This is a genomic window from Flagellimonas sp. MMG031 (assembly GCF_040112705.1).
Lineage (GTDB): Bacteria > Bacteroidota > Bacteroidia > Flavobacteriales > Flavobacteriaceae > Flagellimonas.
The window spans coordinates 2,256,766-2,277,343 of the sequence record NZ_CP157804.1 but is presented as its reverse complement, the minus strand read 5'-3'; the positions used below and the strand labels follow the sequence as shown (position 1 = coordinate 2,277,343).

20 protein-coding genes are annotated in these 20,578 nt (G+C 41.8%); 18 read left to right on the top strand and 2 right to left on the bottom strand.

The annotated features are described in order from the left end of the window. The first annotated feature begins 13 nt into the window (after window positions 1-13). The 5 genes from ABNE31_RS10210 to ABNE31_RS10190 all read left to right on the top strand — a co-directional run bounded on the left by ABNE31_RS10210 (window position 14) and on the right by ABNE31_RS10190 (window position 4,547). A complete protein-coding gene (locus ABNE31_RS10210) occupies window positions 14-2,545 on the top strand; it encodes a type IV secretory system conjugative DNA transfer family protein (protein ID WP_166247890.1) in 2,532 nt (843 codons plus the stop codon). An 85-nt stretch (window positions 2,546-2,630) separates the two neighbouring features. Then, window positions 2,631-3,029: a hypothetical protein gene (locus ABNE31_RS10205; protein WP_067030363.1), complete on the top strand. Its 399-nt coding sequence runs from the start codon at window positions 2,631-2,633 to the stop codon at window positions 3,027-3,029. A 42-nt stretch (window positions 3,030-3,071) separates the two neighbouring features. Continuing rightward, the gene (locus tag ABNE31_RS10200; RefSeq protein ID WP_067030360.1) at window positions 3,072-3,569 is read left to right on the top strand and encodes an ORF6N domain-containing protein; all 498 of its coding nucleotides are present in this window, start codon (window positions 3,072-3,074) and stop codon (window positions 3,567-3,569) included. A gap of 101 nt (window positions 3,570-3,670) precedes the next feature. Then, window positions 3,671-4,078, top strand: a complete 408-nt coding sequence (locus ABNE31_RS10195) for a hypothetical protein (protein WP_141673212.1) — start codon at window positions 3,671-3,673, stop codon at window positions 4,076-4,078. 181 nt (window positions 4,079-4,259) lie between these two features. After that, complete coding sequence (locus ABNE31_RS10190) at window positions 4,260-4,547, top strand: hypothetical protein (protein ID WP_067030354.1); 288 nt, start codon at window positions 4,260-4,262, stop codon at window positions 4,545-4,547. A 43-nt stretch (window positions 4,548-4,590) separates the two neighbouring features. Here the strand turns inward: ABNE31_RS10190 and ABNE31_RS10185 are convergent, their stop codons facing one another. Both ABNE31_RS10185 and ABNE31_RS10180 read right to left on the bottom strand, forming a co-directional pair. Further along, a complete protein-coding gene (locus ABNE31_RS10185; protein WP_067030351.1) occupies window positions 4,591-6,888 on the bottom strand; it encodes a relaxase/mobilization nuclease domain-containing protein in 2,298 nt (765 codons plus the stop codon). After that, window positions 6,889-7,275, bottom strand: a complete 387-nt coding sequence (locus ABNE31_RS10180) for a plasmid mobilization relaxosome protein MobC (protein ID WP_116183697.1) — start codon at window positions 7,273-7,275, stop codon at window positions 6,889-6,891. 813 nt (window positions 7,276-8,088) lie between these two features. On the opposite strand from ABNE31_RS10180, the gene ABNE31_RS10175 reads away from it, so the two are divergent. From ABNE31_RS10175 to ABNE31_RS10115, 13 genes are all read left to right on the top strand, one after another. Continuing rightward, window positions 8,089-8,769: a ParA family protein gene (locus ABNE31_RS10175; RefSeq protein ID WP_067030418.1), complete on the top strand. Its 681-nt coding sequence runs from the start codon at window positions 8,089-8,091 to the stop codon at window positions 8,767-8,769. A 9-nt stretch (window positions 8,770-8,778) separates the two neighbouring features. Continuing rightward, window positions 8,779-9,243: a hypothetical protein gene (locus ABNE31_RS10170; protein ID WP_067030415.1), complete on the top strand. Its 465-nt coding sequence runs from the start codon at window positions 8,779-8,781 to the stop codon at window positions 9,241-9,243. A 177-nt stretch (window positions 9,244-9,420) separates the two neighbouring features. Next, on the top strand, window positions 9,421-9,600 hold the full coding sequence (locus ABNE31_RS10165; RefSeq protein WP_293283834.1) for a hypothetical protein: 180 nt from the start codon (window positions 9,421-9,423) through the stop codon (window positions 9,598-9,600). Further along, window positions 9,533-9,892 carry a hypothetical protein gene (locus ABNE31_RS10160; RefSeq protein WP_166247889.1) on the top strand — a complete coding sequence of 120 codons (360 nt, stop codon included), beginning with the start codon at window positions 9,533-9,535 and terminating at the stop codon, window positions 9,890-9,892. Before ABNE31_RS10165 ends, ABNE31_RS10160 begins: the two co-directional genes overlap by 68 nt. A 13-nt stretch (window positions 9,893-9,905) precedes the next feature. Further along, the gene (locus ABNE31_RS10155; RefSeq protein ID WP_116183701.1) at window positions 9,906-10,229 is read left to right on the top strand and encodes a DUF4133 domain-containing protein; all 324 of its coding nucleotides are present in this window, start codon (window positions 9,906-9,908) and stop codon (window positions 10,227-10,229) included. Continuing rightward, complete coding sequence (locus tag ABNE31_RS10150; protein ID WP_116183702.1) at window positions 10,214-12,748, top strand: TraG family conjugative transposon ATPase; 2,535 nt, start codon at window positions 10,214-10,216, stop codon at window positions 12,746-12,748. Before ABNE31_RS10155 ends, ABNE31_RS10150 begins: the two co-directional genes overlap by 16 nt. A 10-nt stretch (window positions 12,749-12,758) precedes the next feature. After that, window positions 12,759-13,376, top strand: a complete 618-nt coding sequence (locus ABNE31_RS10145; protein ID WP_116183703.1) for a hypothetical protein — start codon at window positions 12,759-12,761, stop codon at window positions 13,374-13,376. A 9-nt stretch (window positions 13,377-13,385) separates the two neighbouring features. Next, window positions 13,386-14,297, top strand: coding sequence for a hypothetical protein (locus ABNE31_RS10140; RefSeq protein WP_116183704.1), 912 nt, complete (start codon window positions 13,386-13,388; stop codon window positions 14,295-14,297). A 46-nt stretch (window positions 14,298-14,343) separates the two neighbouring features. Further along, on the top strand, window positions 14,344-14,961 hold the full coding sequence (locus ABNE31_RS10135) for a hypothetical protein (protein ID WP_067037738.1): 618 nt from the start codon (window positions 14,344-14,346) through the stop codon (window positions 14,959-14,961). Between the two features lie 10 nt (window positions 14,962-14,971). Further along, a complete protein-coding gene (gene traM / locus ABNE31_RS10130; RefSeq protein ID WP_067037736.1) occupies window positions 14,972-15,976 on the top strand; it encodes a conjugative transposon protein TraM in 1,005 nt (334 codons plus the stop codon). A 4-nt stretch (window positions 15,977-15,980) separates the two neighbouring features. Then, window positions 15,981-16,943, top strand: coding sequence for a DUF4138 domain-containing protein (locus ABNE31_RS10125; RefSeq protein ID WP_067037734.1), 963 nt, complete (start codon window positions 15,981-15,983; stop codon window positions 16,941-16,943). A gap of 2 nt (window positions 16,944-16,945) precedes the next feature. Continuing rightward, on the top strand, window positions 16,946-17,485 hold the full coding sequence (locus ABNE31_RS10120) for a conjugal transfer protein TraO (protein ID WP_067037733.1): 540 nt from the start codon (window positions 16,946-16,948) through the stop codon (window positions 17,483-17,485). A gap of 12 nt (window positions 17,486-17,497) precedes the next feature. Continuing rightward, entirely contained in the window at window positions 17,498-20,539 is a 3,042-nt protein-coding gene (locus ABNE31_RS10115; protein ID WP_067037730.1) for a TraQ conjugal transfer family protein, read from the top strand. The last annotated feature ends 39 nt before the right edge of the window (window positions 20,540-20,578 follow it).

Sequence of the window (20,578 nt, the reverse complement as noted above, 5' to 3'; positions counted from 1 at the left end):
TGAAGTTTTCAACATGAAGGACAAGAATCTGGCTTTTTCGGCAATGCTACTATCCGTGCTGGTATTTACGGTAATAGGTTTTACGGGCTACTATCCCATCCTGCAGGACCGGCAGTTGGATTCCAATCTTTCCGAAATAGTTTATCGGTTCTTGATGCGATTTGGACCCTTACAAAGCCCCCTGAAAAGCAGGGGATTGTTGGTGATGTGCATTTTTGGTGCGGTCTTGTTATACAACCCTAAAAAACAGGAAGGCAAATCGCTCTCCGGTGGCCTTTCGTATTTTGGTATGGGCTGTATGCTTCTTTTAATATCTGCATATTTTAAAACGAACCATATCGGTATGTTGTGGTTGTCCGCAGGTCTCTATTTTTTAGGGTTCCTATTTACCGTGTCCGGTACGGTTCATATTTTCCAAACGATGAATTTCGGCAACATGGTCGATGACGACCCTTTCAATGACCGGAACGAGATGTTTCGGCAAACGGAAAAACGTGTGGACACCGAACATTCGGTAAACATACCTTATGAATATAGGTATAAAGGGAGATTAAGAAAGGGCTGGATAAATTTTGTCAACCTTTTTCGCGCTTTGTTGATTATCGGTACGCCAGGTAGCGGAAAGTCCTTTGCCTTGATCGAGGAAATTATCGAGCAAATGATAGAAAAGGATTTTACCATGCTGCTCTATGATTTTAAATTCGACACCCTGAGCAAAATCGCCTACAACTACCTCAGAAGAAAAAGGGAACGGCCCGAAAATGACAAGGTCCCCCGAACCGTAAAAATTCCGGAATTCTACGTCATAAGTTTTGATAACATCGAAAAGTCGAACCGTTGCAATCCCATCGATCCGTATTTGATGAAGAACCAGTCCGATGCTGCGGATGCGGCCACCGTTATCATGAAAAACCTGAACAAGGATTGGATAAAGCGCAGCGATTTCTTCGCGAAGAGCGCCATAAGTTTCGTTTCGGGACTGATTTGGTACTTGAAGAAGAAATCCGAGGAATTGGGCAAGAACATATGTACGCTTCCCCACGCCATTACCTTATCCATGGTCAACATCGAGTACCTGTTGGAAATCATGATGCAGGACCTGGAGGTACGCACCTTGATGATTCCATTTAAGGATGCCATGGAAAGACAAGCGGGCCAGCAATTGGCAGGGCAGACCGCGAGCGCACAAATTTCACTATCGATGTTGGCCAACAAGGAAATCTACTATATCATGACCGGTAACGATTTTCGCCTGGATATCAACAATCCCAAAAAACCTAAAATCGTGTGTATCCAAAACAATCCTGACCGTTCGGAAGTCTACGCGGCCCCTATCGGCCTCTACATCAATAAGACCTTGCAAGTAGTCAATAAACCCGGGGGAAGACCGTTAGGATTGATTTTCGATGAAGTCCCGACTGTCTTTATTATGGGGCTTCGAAAGATAATCGATACCGGAAGGTCGCACTATATCGCTACCATATTGGGCATCCAGAGCGTCACGCAACTGATCGCGGATTACGGTAGAGAACTTGCGGAGGTTATATTCGACAATTGCTCGAACGTTTTCAGTGGGGCCGCCAAAGGAGAAACCGCAAGACGGATAAGTGAAATATTCGGTAGGATACATCAGGAAAAAAAGAGCAAAACGGTTTCCAATAACGACACTACGGTCAATTATAGTACCATTCTCTCCGAACTGCTGCCGAAGAGTAAGATTACGAGCATGTCCACAGGTCATTTTGGGGGAATCGTTGCCGACACCTTTGAAAATCCCATTGAACAAAAACTATGTTTCGGCCAGATAAGACCTAATATGGCCTCGAAGAAAATTCAAGGTAGATACGATATTCCCGTACATACCCATTTTAAATGCAAGAACCATAAAGAGTTGGTCGAAGGAAAGCTACGACTTATTGGGACCCTTGATTTTTTCGATAATGTCCATGCAATCGATTTCCAGCAATTGGACTATATTGATTTTTACAATGTATATCTAAAGGAGTTTGCCCATAAGCACTATTCCAATACCATAAAACGTATGCAGTTCATAGCATTGGTACGTGAACTGAAACTTTTTGACCACCTGCCCCGTTTGGAAGAGCTTTCAAGAAGGAAAACTTCAAAAGAAGATCTAAAGGCTTTCATTTTTAAGTTAGTGGACCGGATGTACATTGACAAGGAAATCGATAATGTGTTGGATATCAATTTTTTGAAAGTCATTAAGGATATCGATACTTTAGTTCAGGAGGAATATTTGATAAGCACGGGAAAGCAACTCGAATCCACCGTTTTCGATAAAAATAAAATGGGTGATCAGATCGGGGAATCCCTAGAGAAGGAAGAGGCCATCGCAGCGCATTTCATGAAAGAATATCGTAAGAAGCCGAGCAGGGAATTGGCAGATGCGTTCTTAAAGGTCCATCAAATCCCGACATTCGAAAAGGTGTCGGCAAGCCAGGAAGTGAATTTGTTCGCCGCTGCCGAACAAGAGGATCTGGAGGCTTTATATTCGAGTTTTCCGGTCGAAACCAAAGAAGAATAATGAATAGCAACTTAGCATAGCCTCAAATTCACCAATCAAGAATGCCGATAGCTGAAGTGTCATATAAACTAGTAAACTAAATAGTATGGAAGATATAGAAAAAATCATGAAAGGGTCAAAGAAGGACTTTGCTTACATCGGGGAGCGTTTGCGTATGATACGCGAAGAACTGGTCAAGAAGGACACCGACAATCAAATTACGAGTCAATTCTCAATGAAAAAACTTGCGGAGCGTTTTGATATGAATCCCATGACCATCGCGAACGTCGAAAGGGGAACCATTTCCCTTACCACTATAAAGCTGGCACTATATTATTATACGTTGGGCTATAATATGATGTGGATCTTTTCGTACGATAACGAGTTTATCGAAAAGCACAATATCGGCGAGAACGTGGTGTACCAAACGGATGTACAGGAGGAATATAAGGAATTGGAGTCCTCTATAGTGGATGCCTTAATGACCTTCAAGAAGAAAATTTAAAGAGGGGTATCACAATTTGTGATACCCCAAAACCGACCAAATATGACAAAGATCGTATCAGAAACCATTGCCGAAACAATCCATTATTTAAGGGGGCACAAGGTAATCTTGGATTTTTATTTGGCAAGATTATACGAAGTGGAAACAAGATCGTTAAAACAGCAGGTCAAACGGAACCTCGACAGGTTTCCGGAGGATTTCATGTTCGAGCTCAGCGTCCCTGAGATAGATGAACTGGTATCACAGAATGTGATACCCAACAGAAGTATTTTAGGTGGGGCCGTTCCCATGGCCTTTACCGAACAAGGGGTGGCTATGCTTTCCAGTGTACTTAGAAGCCAAAAGGCACTTGATGTCAATATCGCTATAATGAGAACCTTTGTCCAACTCAGAAAGCTTTTTCAATCGAACAAGGAGCTGGAGAAACAAATACTGGCTATGGAACGGAAATACGACCAGCAGTTCAAAGTGGTCTTTGACGCGATCAAAAAGCTTATCGTCAAAGAGACCGGGCCCAGAAAACGTATTGGATATAAGTAACCAGGTTACGATGGGAAATTTAAACTCGTGTACCAATTCAATATTTCAATGACTTTATATTTCAAACCAATAAAATGAAGCGTCCCGCAAAAAAGTTTACCATGGAAGAATTACTTGAGTTCGCCGATTGGTGTAGAAATGGATTGACCAATTCGGAATATAAATCCTTATCAAGTTCAGGACTTCTTTACCCAAATTGGCGTAAAAGTAAGGAAAAAGCCAAAGTTGAGGAAAATTTGAAACAGGCCAGACTATGGTTCAATGCAAGACCTGGGGATATTCTAACAGTAATTTCAAAGGACCCTAGATCAAAAATAGAGCTGGGAGAAAAACTCGTAGTCCAAAAGATATGGCACTCAATACGAGAACTAAACGACGAAAGAGCAAATGTCTATGATGTGAGATTAAAACGGACTAGAAAATCCTCGATAAAAAATATAAAAATCTCGGCATGGAGTGATGGAGTTTTGGTTAACTCCAACTGGCTTTTCGAAAAGTCAAGCTCTTAGGGATAATTAAAGAATTTGGGATATTTAGTTGAAAATAAGAGGCGCAAATAATCAATTTTTATTGCGTCCCCAAAATCATGACATTGGCTTCAACTTCTAAATTAACGACACTAGCCATGTTTTTTGAAACACTTTATTAATAAAATTCTCCGTGATACAAGGAGCTTAAAATAAGCAGGGTATGAATTCTGATGGTCTTTTAAATATTTACGAACAATACTACGAAGCTGAATTGAAATATGGGTTCTTCATCAAGGCGAAATCATGGCAATCCATAGGCCAGGTCATGTTCATAGCCGGAATTGACGAAGGGCAGCCCTTGAGAGGGGAACCACCCTATTTCAACAACCCAAAAGTTATCGTAAGACTATTCTATGCCGACAGTGTTTCGCAGATTACCGAGTCGACCACGTCGCGGGTCGTAGCTTTGGTGGATGGTGGTACTTATAGGTACCAGCCTGTTGTCTGAAAAAGTGTTTCGCCAAAACCAAATCCCGATAAGGTGTCTTTTCCTAGATAAATAAAGATTTATATTTCGAGTAGTCAGTAAACTCGTCCTTAAACCCGTTAAAGACGTCTTCTTCTTTATAATCGCCACCTAGAAGTGAACTGAATGCATAAACACTTTTTCGTAGCAATGAGGCCTGTTCGGCACTAACTTTTCGGTTTGACATCTCGATCAATTTTTCCCGTAAGCCGTTTTCCATATGGTACTCCATCGTTTCAGGATGTAAATTGGGTTGAATACCTTCATAGACCATTATGTAGGCAACCTTTCCGTACCACTGCTTTTCCATTAAATAAGAGACCCATAGGTTTTTAAGCTGCCCTCGTCCCTGCTTTTTTATACTATCCATGGCCGTGCGTTGTTCTTTCAGTACATCATCCAAATTTTTCAGGGAACTGAGATATTCATTAGTGTTTTTACGTAATGGAACACTGACCGGATATTTGGAATAGATGGATGCTACATGGATTTTATCTCCCCGTGCTTCAAAAAAGAAACCTCTGGCATTGAAAAGCCTTATATAATCGGTTGGGGATTTTTCAAATAGGATATTGAATCCTTCCATTGCCTTATGAAAGGCCTTTAAACTCTTTTTCTCGTAACCCGTTCGAAACGTTTTGGTCATGCTCCCATATAATTCCGGCATCAATATCGGCAGGAAAAATGATGTTGGATTTAAATCCATGGCTTTTGTGCTATCGTCCGCTGTTAGCATTTCCAACACCTTTTCATTTTGGTTGATGGACCCGGTGGAAATATAGGCTTCATCGGAATTGGAGGGAATTATTCCTTGCAATGTAAGGGGAATGGAATGTGTGCCAGAATTCAAAAAGGTAACGTTGCCGTGATGATATTTTAGACCTAACCCCCGTAGTAGATAAAATGCGATGTTCGTATCGTTGGTTATGTCAAAAACCGATTTTTCCAGCACCTTTTTAATCAACCCCGTCCTTATTTCCAGTTTTTTGATTTCCCTTTTCGATTCGGTCTTCGCGAATTCGGCTCGAATGTCATCAAACCTATTTTTAAGGGTCTTGGGCAACATTTTTCCGTTATTTGCACCTAGATAGTGGTTCAAAAAAGAATAGTGCTCAGTACGTGCTATAAGTGGCAGCAAGTCCTTAAGATTTCTGTTTACAACAAATTCCGACAATAGCTCCTTGCTTTTATTTGTGCCCAGATACGATTTGTAGAAAGCGTTCTTTATCAGTTTTTTGATTTCAAGGCTAAACTGATTACTCCCAATATCAATGTGGGTCTCGGAGGACTGGTCTCCACTCAATCGGGAATTATTGGGCCAATCGTGTTGCAGGCTTATCTCGGATGCCTTAAAAGTATATCCCGACTTATCATATATAATAAAGTCCGCCAATTGCCTATTCCTTCCATATAGTAGCTGACAATCGATGTTCTGATAAGATTTCAGGACATCGGGCAAATCCTCGGTCTTAATATTATTGAAGAGTTTAAATGTGGTCAGCAGTTGCTTTTCCAAACGTTTTTTGTGCATGGGTAAAAGCTTTGATTTGCTGTATTTTTCAAAGATGGTCCTTAGTTTTGGCCCACTCAGTTCAGGATGGACGACATAGCCGTTTATGAACTGGGTATTGTATTGTTTTTGGTTGTCGATGCCGTAGGCCACCCCTACCCTTCCGCTGGCATGGGTCATCGTCCTTACGACGATATGGTAAGGTTTTGCCAATCGCGCCAGCTCTTCAAAACCCCGAACTTTATATTTCTGCAACAGGCCGTTGATTACATCCTGCATATAGAATTTAGTCCCGTTATTTTCATCGACAGAAAGCTGTAGTTCGGGCAAACGGTACTTCGGAAGGTCCCTTTGAACCTTTGTGCCCGGCGAAGGAGAGAGACCGTATTTTTTCTCCAAAAACCTTTGGGTGGCTACATTTCTATGGTAATCGTTGCGCAAATTGATGAGCGTACCGGATTCGTTCACGGTGGTAGATACAAGGTGTACATGCTCATGGATGGTATCGCTATGGCGTACCACGACGTAGGGCTGTTCCCCGTATCCCATTTCATCCATATAATCCTTGGCAACCTTATAGAACGTTTTGTCGTCAAGATGCTCCCCATGGGGCAGGTTGAGGGTAATATGGGCATATCGACTGGCCGAATCATGGCGTTGGCCCTGAAAATGTAATGTATTCGCGAAAAATTTAGGGGTGGTGCCAAATTCCGATATCGTGTTCTGAAAGCCCAAAATGGTACTTCCGTTCTTTCCAAAAACATAGTTCAATACCCCATGTACGGTCTCGCGATATAGAATACGACCGATCATTTATGGTAATTTTTCACTTAACAGTTCCAAAATTTGCATCAATAAGGTATTCGTTTTTTCGATTTCAGCATCCAACTTTGCGGATGGGCTTCTCAAATTTTTGGCATGTGCAGTTGCTGTAAGCTGGTTTATATTGGTGCCGATCCTATTGATTTGATAAATGAGGTTTGCCGAAGGTCCGGGCAGTTTTTTGGTGTCCTCGGCCTGTTGTTTATCAAGTATCAGCCGCCTTAAAAAAGGGGCCACTACTCCCCTTTTGGTAAAATCGAGGTTGTAGGTTCCCATGGTCTCCTTGACCATTTGCAGTTCCGAATCATTAAAGCGGAGCACTATGCCATGTATCCGCTTTTTATTGCCTAAAGGTTTTCTGCCTGTTTTACGTGCCATTTCTCTGGTTTAACGGTATAACCGCATTTTTCACTTCGTTAGAAGTAGTAGTTTTAAGATACTTAAAACATAACTTGCGAAATTCTCTGAATTTCAATATACGAAATTATTACCGAAAGTAAATGGGATATTTAAGGTATAAATGTACCATCAAATTAATTATGGACATTATAACATCTTGGATAACAGCGAACGATTGTTTTTACCATCTTAAGTAGGGTTGTCAAGACAACCTATTGCCCCCATAACGGATTCATTTTATGATATGCACCATCTCAAATGATAATAAACGATACAGCAAACTTAAATACCGTGCCTGGGCAAAAAAAGTGCATGGGACTTTTTTGTCCCATGGGCTTTTGAGCGGTTCCGAGGATGCCAAGGAGGCCGATAGGCATTTCTTGGCTTCCACAGGAACAAGGGCTACACATTCTTTTGATTTTACCCATCGGTCATACTGTGTTTGAACCCAAAAATGCTCTAGATACAGCCATCCTATTTTTTCAAGATCATTATTTAAAAAATCGGTCCTATTTGCATTATTGGACCTTTATACATTTCAAGAAAATCATCGAAATATCATAAAAATAGATTCGTCCTTAAGCCAAATGAAACCACGTTGTGGATCCATTTAGATTCATTTGGCCTCATATGGTTTTAGCCCAAATTATTTTTCATAAACATCTAGTTATTAACAAATTATAATTATATATTTCTCAATAATTATATAATTAATTAGGGATTTAGGTCATTAAACAATGCCTTGATTATTTCATCATTTAACTAATTATTGAAAGAACTAAATAACGGATTATGGATACAAAGATTATTAGTGTGGTAGGCGAAAAAGGTGGTATCGGAAAAACGACATTGAACATTATTCTAGCTTCAAATCTTTTCTATGCAAAGCAGCAAAAAATTGTGCTTTTGGATGCCGATAATCCTCAATACTCCATCTACAAAAAACGGAATCGGGAAATGGAAATGTTGGATGCCGAAGAAAGGGCAGGTTTGGAACTTTATCCTATTGAACCAGTAACCGTTCAGAATCTACAGGATGCCATCCTGAAGTACTATGGCCAAGTGGATTATATAATTCTCGACCTTCCTGGCAGTTTGAATGTAGAGATGGTCAAAGGGCTAATGTATGTGGAACATGTTTTTGTGCCCTTTGACCATGACGAACTGGAAATAGACAGCACTTCACACTTTTATTTCACGTTGAAAAATAATTTCCTTGATAATGAAGAGCGTGTATTAAAGAGCATCCATCTTTTTTTCAACAAGTACAAGCTGGTTAAAAGAAACAAGTTTGCGGTGCTGCGCCAGCAATTTAAAGAGGCGGGTATTCCCATGATGACCAGTGTAGTCAAGGACAAGACCATCTACAAGGAAAGATATCGGAATACACTGTACCCCATACCTGAGCATAAAGAAAGGGGCGAAAAAGATATCAAACATTTCTTTGAGGAAGTAAGCCAACTAACAAAATAGCGCAATACTATGAAAAGAGGAAAAAAAGTAAATACACTAGGTCTGATCCAAAAAATGGCGGAACAGAACAAAGAAACCGTGAATGTGCTGAAGACCTTGAAAAGTGAGCGTTCGATTGAGGAAACGCCGAGTGGGTCCAAACAACATTTTGAGCCTAAAACCGTTAGGAATACGAAAGAAACCGCAGTCATTGAGAATCATAAAGGGATGACATCCAAAAATTCTTCAATGACCGACGAGTACCCGGTTCGACAATTTAAATTGTTCCTACGCACGGAAAACTTTCGCGATAGAAAGGAATCCTTCGTGCTTTCCTTAAGTAAGGACTGCATGGGAAAATATGAAAAATTGGCACAGGGGGCATCCTATAAATTGGACATAAAAACCCATCGCAATGACTTGATAAGAAAGGTTTTGGAAGATTTTATAGATAAAAAGTATAGAAAACTGATAAACATAATAGAACAAAAATAGAAAACTTTGAGCAGCTACTGGTACATATTGATAGGTTTGGCCCTAATCTATTACGGGTATGTTCTGTGGGTGCTGTTCAAGAAGAAAAAAACGTCAAAGAAAAAAGATTCAAAAAATATTGCTTTTTTGCATTTAAATAATATATTTGCATATAAGTCAGATAATGAACAAACTGATTTGGAAGCTGTACTCGACCAGATGACCGAAGTGGAAAACACCTCGGAACTTCTGGAAGCTTTTAAAGAGGGTTCATTGGAAGATGATGCAAATTCCTTAACTCGCAAAAAGCATGAAAAACTCAAAGTTATCCGCAATGAGGATACGGCCGAGAACAATGGGCCGGATTCCGAAACCTGATCCCATTATCCTATTCCTACTTCTGGTCTGCATTCCCATATGTTTCTACGGCCAGTTTGACCAACTCCTGCAAGAGGCGCAAGATTTCAAGAACGACTCCAAAAGCCTTTCCCGTGAAATCATAGATATTATCAAGATTATAGCGGGCACGGCACTTGGTATTATGGCCTTGGCCTATATCTATATCCGTAACCAACAGACGGATCTTGCGGATAAACTTGGAAAGGCCATTATTGGGATAGCCATCTTTTTTGCCATGATCGCCATTGGCGAGGAAATTGCCAACATCTAAATTTCCTTACGTCATGGAGAATAATTTTATCCCGATCAGGAAAGGGCTGCAAAAGGATGTCCTATATCGAGGCCTCAAGGCAAAGTACATTATGTACTGCCTTTATCTTGGCCTGGCAGCGATTATACTGGGACTGGTCCTATCCACTTTTATTCCGATGGTATTGGCCATGTTAGCGATCGTCATCGCAATCGCCATCATATTCCTCGTCCTTCTGTTCTACTCACGAACCTACGGCGCCAATGGGTTTGTCAAAAAAATGGCAGATGCCGCCAAACCCGATTCCATAAAAATATCCAATACATACGAAAACCTATTGCTATGGAAAAACAAGTAGCACTTTGGGACGCGTTCCCTATTTACGGTTATGAGAGAAGGGCATTGATATCCAAAGAGAAGGGTTGTTTGACCGTTCCCCTAAAACTTGAATTACCCGAAGTATATACATTGGATGCTCTGGAATATGGAATGCTTCAAGAGCTGTTTTCCAACATCATCAATGTCTTGGGCCCGAATAGGCTCCTACACCGGCAGGATTTCTTTCTTCAGGAAAATTATACTCCGAATTCCCAAAGGCTACGAGGCGATATGTTGGAACGCGCCAACGAAAAACATTTTGAGGACCGCCCTTATTTGGTCGGCAGCCATTATCTATATATCAGCGTTGTTCCCAAAAATTACATTACCTATGGTTCCAAACGGGCGAACTCGTTCTTGGGCAAAAGGCGGGAATTCTATTTGTCGCATACCGTTCCCGAAGAATTCATCGATAGCGGAATATTGAAGGAGTTCGAAAATCAAGTGGAGAATGTCGACAATTTGATTAATTCGAGCGGTCTGATAAAGTCCGAACTATTGGATTATGACGATTTGTTTTCCCCGGATGGGCTATACCCCAAATATTTTGGCATTTGTGAAGAAAACGCCAATCTAACCGATGTGGATTTCGCCAACAACTCCATAAATATTGGCAGTAAGAAGGGGCAATTTTTCACGCTGGAAAATTTGGATCAGTTCACCAAAGAGCATGTAGGCACCCATGAGCTATATGGAAAGTTCACTACCCGTCATAATCGTTTCCCTATCGGCAATCTGTTTTCTTTGGGTTTCAAGGTGCCCCATGAACATATCATCAATCAATATATCCACATACCGGATCAGGAAAAAGCACTTTCCAGCCTACGGAAAAAAGCGAAAAGCTTCCAGCGCTTCAGTACCGGAAAGAAAGATGACAGTAACGCGATATACGCGGATCAAATATTCGACTATACCAAAGATATCCTTGAAAACCACAAGGAAACGGTCTTTTACCATCTCAATGTATTCGGGTTCGAGGACGACCGGAGCAGGCAAGGGCAAATGGAAAACTCCATTTCTTCCGCCTTTAAAAAATTGAAGATCAATGCAAAGAGGAACAGTATAGATAGGAAGAATCTGTTTTTTGCCGGTGTCCCTGGTAATGCTATTGGCATCCCGTTCGAGCTATACCTACCCATGCCGAGCGATATGGCCTCCTCCCTACTCTATTTTGAAGGCGGCTATAAAGATTCGTCGAAAGCCGTTGATGGGCTGCGTACGGTGGATAGAATCTCCGGCCGGCCGCTTACTGCCAGCTTGTATCGAATACCTGAAGAAAAAGGTTGGATATTCAATCGGGGGATGTTGGTCGCCTCCGGGTCGGGCGGCGGCAAATCCTATTATGTCAACCATTACATCGCTTCCGAACTGAGGCAAGGCGGGGAGGCCGTTATCATCGAGGACGGCAATTCCTACGATAAACTTACCGAGGTATTTGGTGGCATAATCCTGCAGCATGATGATGACCGGCCATTTACCTTCAATCCTTTTCTTCTGGACAATCACGATGTTGTCGAGAACCGCACTCGGAGCAAGACTTTGGCCGAAAGCAAACTGCTGCACCTTGTAACGCTTCTCAAATTGATTACGGGTAACAGTAAGGATGTCACAGGTTTGGAAGTCGCAAATACCGTTATCGAACTTTTGGTTACGGGTTATTACGAGTTAATGTGGCAAAGCGGTAATACAAATTTCAGGTTTGACACTTTCTATGAGTATTGCAGGAATCATATAATAGCATTTATTGGAACCAAAGAAATTCCGAAGGAAAAATTCGATGCCAATGTGTTCCTCTTCCTGCTGGAAAAGTATTACACAGGCGGGCCGAGAGGCGAACTCTTGAACAAACAGGACGATAGGATTACCAGACTAAGCGATGAAAAAGTGGTGTACTTCAAATTGGGCAAACTGATCGATAACGAGCTGCTGTTTCCCATCACTGCGCTGATGATAATGGAGATCTTTAACAAGAAGATGCATGACCTCGCCAAACTGTCCATAAATAAAATATTGGCCGTAGACGAGGCATGGAAGGCCTTGGTAAGGCCCGAACTGGTACACTATTTCAACAGCCAATCAAGAATGGCGCGAAAACTGGGAGGCCAGCCTATTTTTATTTCCCAAAAAGTAAGTGACTTTATCTCCTCCGAAATCATCAAAAATGCCATTGTGGTCAACTCGCACATCAAGGTCTTCCTGGACATGCGGGACTTTGCCCAATCCTTCGATAAGATACAGACCGTTATGGGTTTAAACGAGAAACAAAAACAGCTTATTCTTTCCATCAATAAGGATTTACCGAAGGACAGAAAGTTCCGTGAGGCCGCGTTCTGTTGGATGGACAAGGTAAAGGTCTACGGCTTGGAAACCTCTTTGGAAGAGAAATGCATTTACGAAACCAATCCGACCGAGAGCGGTAAAATTTTGGAACTGTATAAAAAGAATCATAAAAATTGGGAGTTGACCGCAAAGGCCTACGCCTTTGAAAATGCTCCATAAAACTAAGACTATGAAAAGAACATTTGTATTAATGGGTTTGCTTTTTCCATTGGCGATCATTTCCCAAATTCCGGTTACCGATGCCGCGACCAACGCCAGCGTTGGAATGGTAAACAGTCAACTGATGAATATCAACATACAGCTAAAGGCCGTCAACAAAAATCTTTCCCGCCTTATTAACCTGATGGAGAAAAACAACAATGAAACCTTAAAATCGAGAAAGATCCTTAAAGAAGAGCTGGAGGCCAAGAAACAGGCACCGGCCTATGTGACCAAATCGACGGACGTTAGCAGGACCATCGACTTAAAAACCAAGATTTTGGAGGCGTATCGCACTTCCAAACAGACCGTACAACAATTGGAACACTTGAATCGAAAAGAAAGGCAGGAGTTTTTTGGCTTTGCCGCGAACGCTATCCTTGAAACCAAAAACCTTTTTAAACAATGCAACGATATCCTGAAGACCAAGGCGATAATCCTACCCGAGGAACGCCTAAAGAAAGTGAACGGAATCAACAGTGAACTGGAAAGTATTCTCGATAACCTGATAGTCTATAACAACAAACTTTCACGGACCAATGCCTTCAGAAAGTCCAGAAGCACACTGATAAATATGAACAAAGAATAAAAAGAAACCATGCAGATTACGGACAAAGGAATTCGGGAAACGGTCAACGAGCTTTTTGACCAATATATTATTGACGCTTTTGAGGTGGTCGATCCCATTATAGGTATCGGGCAACAATTCGCCTATATCGGTATCGGGCTTATCGCACTGGGCGTGTTTCTGAACGAAGAAAAAAGAGCGAACATTCTTGCTTACCTCAAATGGGTGCCTTTGGCCATATTGCTTTTGAACTACGAAGTGGTTATCCTGACCATATACGAGTTTTATCAAACGGTCGGAACAACTTTTAAAGCCAACGATATTTCGTGGGACGTACTTCAAACGAAGATTTTTATAGCACAGATGGAGGCCCTTGAGTCCGAGGACGGCACATGGAGCTTATTGGCTTTGGATTCGGAAGGACTTGCATCCATCGCCTTGGGATTTGTTACCTCTACGGCCACGTCGATTGCCTCGTTCATATCGGCCGTTGTATTTGTCGGCATCAAAGCCATGTCGGTAATCTACCTTTTCGTCCTGATCATATTTGGCCCGTTGAATATCGGGCTGTCATTCATTCCTGTCTTTTCGGGGATGTGGAAAGCTTGGCTACAGAAGTTTATGAGCGTATGCCTATGGATACCCATGCTATATCTGATCGACAATTTTATGCTCAAGATTCTCGATAATCTTATACAAACTTTGCTATACGACGGAGAAGCCAATTTGGGCCTGGTGCTGACAAGTGCCCTATTGATGTTAATGAACGTATTCGTATACCTCAAGGCACCGGTCTTGTCCAACTTTATTGTGCAGGGCATGAACGTAAGCGCAAGCCAACTAAAAGACAGGACAAAACATTATGCCAAAAAAGCCGCACAGACAGCGGTCGATGCAAAGACGGGCGGAGCTACAAAAGGCGTAAGAACTTTGATACAATAATCCTTTCAACGATCAAAGAAGAATTTAAACGAACACAGAAGAACAGATGGACGGTAAATACAGGATTTTCAACGATTTAAGTAGGATTCGTAGCAATAGCAACAAGGTACTATATGTATCTTTAATTCTTACGTTCGTCTCGACCATCCTCAATATCTACTATACCTACAGAACGAACGAGAGTGCCAGGAACAGTTTCTATCTGCTCGATAAAGGCCAGAAATTGGCCGTAGTCAGAATCAAGGACTACAAGCGGGCGGTAGATATTTTATGCGAAGGCCATATTGCAAATTTCCATGAACTCTTCTTTGCCTTGGAACCTGATTTGCGCCATATCAAAAGAAATATTGAAGGCAGGGCGCTTTATATGGGCGATCATTCGGTACAGCGATTGTACAATAGGTTGATCGATCAAAGTTATTATGAGGATATAGCCAAAAGTGGCTATTCCATCGAAGTGGAAAAGGATTCGATTTTAGTGGATTACTCACGCTATCCCTTTCCATTTCGGTTTGTCGGAAAACAACGAATCTTAAAAGATGGGAATGCGGAATATCGAACCTTGATCACAACGGGGTTTATCGAGGAGACCAAATCGACACCGAACAATTTGAACGGTTTAAAGATCCTCAGGTTCGATGTTTTGAACAATACGGATCTGTAACCACCAACCTATGAACAGTATGATTGAAAAGTTTAACCATTGGATACGGCAGCATAAGCTGTTCGCTATTTCTGCACCCATAATCGTGTTGCTTACGGTATTTTTTATCACGACCAGTATAAGTTCTGTGCGGAACCATGGGAAAAACGATTTGGATAAGGATGGTTACAACAATTTCCTGCCGGACCAAAAGAAGGAACTTAAGGTCGAGGAACCAAACGATATCTATAAAAATGCTCAACAAGATTCTTTGGACGCCCAGAAGAATAATGGACTTTTCAAAAGCATTCTCCACTCAAAAAAAGAAAACGATTCACTGGAACGCCTCTTGGAAGAACTGAACAATTTTTCATTGGACGAAACGGCTTCGCAAGATATCGATGATGAAAACACCCTCGACCAAAACACTACAACCCCCGAATATGTTACAAAAAAGAGCGTAGCCAAAGAAAAACTGGAATACAGGAAGTTACTGATGGAAGCTCGTGACGAACGTCTCTCGCGAAGTCAGGACTATTCCGCACCTTATATGGAATCACCATCTACAGTTACCGTGGAATCAATAAAATTTGATGCGTCAATATATCGCGATCAGTTCATACTGCCCGGTAATCGTGTAGTGCTTATTTTAAGGGAAGATGTGCACTATAATAACAAGCGATTCCCCAAGAACACCTTTGTGTATGCCAAATCGAACTTGCAAGGATCTCGGGTTCTGTTGGAAGTAACCAATATCGACAACGTAAAGATACCGCTAACGGCTATCGACCAAGAAGATGGAATGGTCGGATTACACAACGAAAGGGCAGGTGAACTGCTGAATGAATTTAACGCAGAGATCCGACAACAAGGAGTCAATGAACTTTCCGAAGCGGCAGGAGAAGTTTCTGAAACACCACTCGGTCGAAACCTTGTCCGCTCCTTCGGCAACTTTTTCCAGAAGAAAAAATACAAACAACAGGATAAAATCTTATTGGTCAATGGAGACCGTGTTTTTTTGGTGCCCAAAACCTAAATGAATGGCTAAGAAAATACTACTCATATCAACATTTATTTTCGCTTCGGCATGTGCCGCACAGCGTTATAGCGACACTTTGGAAGTGGCTAGAAACTACAAGACCATTTTGATATTTCCTGAAAATATTTCTGAAAGTATTATCGGGAACGATTTTGGGTTTATAGCAGACCTGCCAAAAGCTGAGGGAAGTAAATTTCATGGAAGGATCTTAAAGCTATATTACGATGAACTTGCCACGGAGGAAAAAAACTTTACGAACCATACCGTAATTACAGAATCGGGCCAAGTCTATGATTTCATTCTTGAACTGACCGAGCGACCAAAACAGTTCACTTGGTACATCAAGCCCGAAATGGCCATTACCAATATTGATGGAACAACAAGAAATGTGCAAAATAACAATAACGCTTCTGAGGGTACTACATCAGAAAACAAAGAGAATGAGGCGGTAGCCATATCAACGGCTAAACCTGCAAAAACTTCCGACAATTCCATAGACAGGGCAACCAAAGAGCTTTACGAAAAAGATCCAATGGAATACTATCGTCTTCGGTGCTATTATATGCAGTTTGACAGGGCCAGAATCAGTCGCTATTTTGCACGGTTGGATAATGTTTTTCTTTGGCTCAAGGGGGTCTATTACAACGAGGACGAACTCTATTTTCAGTTTCGGATCGAGAATAAGGAAGGGCTTGATCTGGACATCAATTTCATCAAGCACCAAATCGCCACAAATTACAGGAACAGTAGCAGCAACCAGCGAATGGAACTAAAGCCCCTTTTTACCTACAAACAGCCCAAAACGGTGGCCGGAAAGAGCGAGAACCATTTCGTGGTGGTCTTTAAAAAATTCGCATTGGACGAAAAAAAAGAGGTGGTCGTGGAATTGGACGAAGAATCGGGCAACCGAAACCTGTCCCTGAAAATCGGGCATGAAATAATCAACAACCCAATACACTTTTGAACATGAAAAATTTATTATTCATAACCGCAATAATAGCTTGCAGTTCAATTCATTCCCAGGAAGGCAATTATGCTTCATCAATCGGGGTCAGCAGCGGATATGCCGAAGACGGTTTTGGCATTATGGCAACCTATAATTACCACTTGAATCGAAATCGGTATGCCCAGTTGAGCGTATTCGCCGCCATAGCGGAAGACCGAGGTACGTTCACGATTCCCTACAACATATTCACGGTACAACCTGGCTATTTCTTTAAAATTCTGGAACAAAGAAACTTTAAACGTTATGCGCTCAATATCGGGGGTGGTGCCATTATCGGTTACGAGGTCATCAACAATGGCAATAGCCTCTTGGAAACGGGTGCGGTCATCGATGCCAAGAGCCAGTTTATCTACGGAGCCTATGTAGGGCTTGAGGGCGAGCTTACCCTGAGCAATGATTTTTCCCTCTTGGTCAAGGCCAACGAGTATTATCATGTAAATAGCGATGTGGGCAATTTCTATCCCTATGCAGGTATCGGCCTTCGTTATTTTCTGTTTTAAAACCAGTCGAAAATGAAAAAGTTAAAAACTACTACAAAAGTGACAATAGGGGTTTTGACCCTCATTTCTATCCTAGTTATTGCCTGTAGCAAGGATTTTGAGGATGTCATTTTGGAAGATTTCGATTTCAGCTTCTCGGTGGAACATCCCGAGGAAAGCTTTGTATTCGAACGTACGAGAACCTCATTTTCCCTGGTTCCGGAAAAGGAAATCTCTACAGTAGATTATTTTCTAAAATACTCGGCAGCCAATGCAAAAGGCTATTTTTTAAACATGGAGGGGGATACGATACGTGAGAACGACACATTGCGCATAACCGATAAAAATTGGGCCTATAATTACGTGGCTATTGATACCGGTATGCATAAGATCAATTTTTTAGCATGGGATTCCAACATGCGAGAGAAGAGATTGGAGCTGTTTCATCGTGCCAAATATGCCAGTTTCAGTTTCTTGCTCAACAAGGGACTTAATGAATTTATCATCAATTCAAAAAACCCGGTCAATCTTACACTTATTCGTGATAAGGAAACTGAAAGTCCAAGTGCAATAGGGAATTTTGAAATAACGTATCAAATCGAGAACGGCTCGGGCAAATTATATTTGGGCGATAAGGTCTTTGATGCGGGGAATCCATTTTTCCTGCCAAAAGGCATTTCCGAACTATCCTACCTACCCGAGAATTTGGGTGAACATAAACTGATCGTTACTGCCAAAGCCCCTGATGGCGCTACCTTGACCCAAGAACTATTATTGACTGTATTAAATCTTGGTTTTACACTCAATACAACGGCTTCCTCTTCACAGGTGGAGCTCGATACGAATCTGGCCATTGCCATAGACCTTGCAACACAGGATGAAAATTCGAATGTGACCTATGAGATAACCCATTCCTTTTCCAGTTCAAGTGAGGGTGGTGGAACCGTAAGGGACCAGAACGGCGGGGTTATGGAACCGGGGCAATTTAGGGCCATTGACCCTGACACTTATAATTTTTCATTTACGAGTACGAATCTGGGAAAGCGTAAAATATATTTTGACGTACGGGACAGTAATGGTCAGCAAAAACGGGACAGCGTCGAAATCGAGGTCGCCAATATTCCGTTCACATTCTCCGGCAACTCGGAAAGTAATTCGGTGTTCATCAATGAAAGGACCCAATTCAACTTCAATATAAAATCCAATGGAAACACGAACAATATAGAATACAGCATCTCCTATGAAATTCTGGAGGGAAATGGTATTGTACGCAACGTGAACGGTACAGAACTCATAAATTCAACGGATTATCCAGTCGCTTTCGGTAATTTTTCACTGTTCTATATCCCAGAGACGGCTGATACCCATAGAGTTTCCTTTGTGGTAACGGATAATTTTGGACAATCCTCTGAACCGGTTATCATCGATCTGGAAATCAAGCAAAATGAATTCGAGGCGACTTTCACCCCATCAAAAACATCTGAATTTACCAATATTCCCGTTTCTGCTATTGTGAATATCGATGAAGAACCTGAAGGCACCAATGACACCTATGAGGCATTTTTTACCTCTGGAAAAAGTGGTGGGGTAAGTATTAACGGAAATTCTTATGGACCTGGGGAGAAATTTAACTTGACCGCAGACATAAACAACATATTTTATACCGGTTTTGAGCCTGGTGAGCATAATTTGGTCTTTAGTGTCGAGTCGGGATCAGGCGTAACCCATGCGACGGAACCTATAACCATAGCATATCAACAAGTTGATTTTTCTTTCACTGGCGGCATCCAAAAATCGGATATTTCTGTTGGGGAGGTGACCTCGGTAAACTTCAATATTTCAGAAAGCGTAGGGTCTTCGGACTATACCATGCGGTTTGCAATGAACGGCAATGCATTGTTGAAGGATACCAATGGAAACGCCGTAAGCCCAGGCAATAGTTACGATGTTCCCAAGGGGAATTTCAATTGGAGTTTGGAGGGCATCAGCGAGGGAACGGTTACTATAACTTTTTATGCCAAAAATGAGACAGGGCTGGAAAAACCTGTTCCCATTACGGTCAATGTCAGCCCGAAAGACTATGTTCTCACTGTAAATGCTACGGGGCCTGGCGCATTTATTGGAGAGGCCATACCCATTAACTTTAATATTACTGAAATCGGCCTGGGGGGAGATACGTATACCATGTACTATTCTACCGGCAATGCTAATAGTACTTTTGAATTTGACGGAAACTCTTATGGCCCAGGAGAGGCATTCCCAGTGCCCGTTGGTTCATTTTCGGGTAACTACACCGGCCTTTCGGAGGGTTTGCACAACATAGTATTCAACACCATATCTTCTTCCAATGTCACCAAAAACGAAAGTGTGGATATTGATTATGAGCGATATGTTGAGCCATTCGATTTAACCATAAGTCAGGCTCCTGGTGAACGCCTTGAGGGAGAGGCATTCAATATAACTGTCATCACCAATGCCATAGGCACCCATGATAATACGGTTTCCTATACGATGACCTTTTCCTTTGAGGGTAATCGAGCGGGTTATTTTCTTCTTTCAGGATCAAGATATGATGAGGGCGAAACCGTTCCATTGAACTATGGGAGCACCAATCTCACATTCTATCCCGACAGTCAGGATACGTTCACCATTGATTTTGAGGTGGAGAACTCAACGGGGGAAACGCAAACCGGAAGCACATTTGTGGATACCTTGAGAAGGCCTGTAGCTTTTGTAAAAGGAGAAAAGTACAATGTCAGTTGTGGCGGTTTGAATGGATGCGATTATCAGGTAAGGATATACACTTGTTATGATATCGGATGTTCCGAGGCCTATGGGGGTGCCACCTTGGACCGAGTAGAGATCAGGATTTACAACAGAAGGGATAATCGATGGGATACCCGGGTATTCAACTATAATGAGGCTGTGGGGAATGGTGTGGACCGATACTTTTTGTTAGAGGAGGAGGCCAGAGAAAGCAGACTACGTTATTTAGACCAAGACTTTGAGGTCAGGGTCAGGGATACCAATGGACAGTGGAGTGAAGTGGCTTTTGGTAAAGTAATAAGGGTATAAGACAAATATCTCTTCGTTTAAAGATTCCTTTTTGAGGCT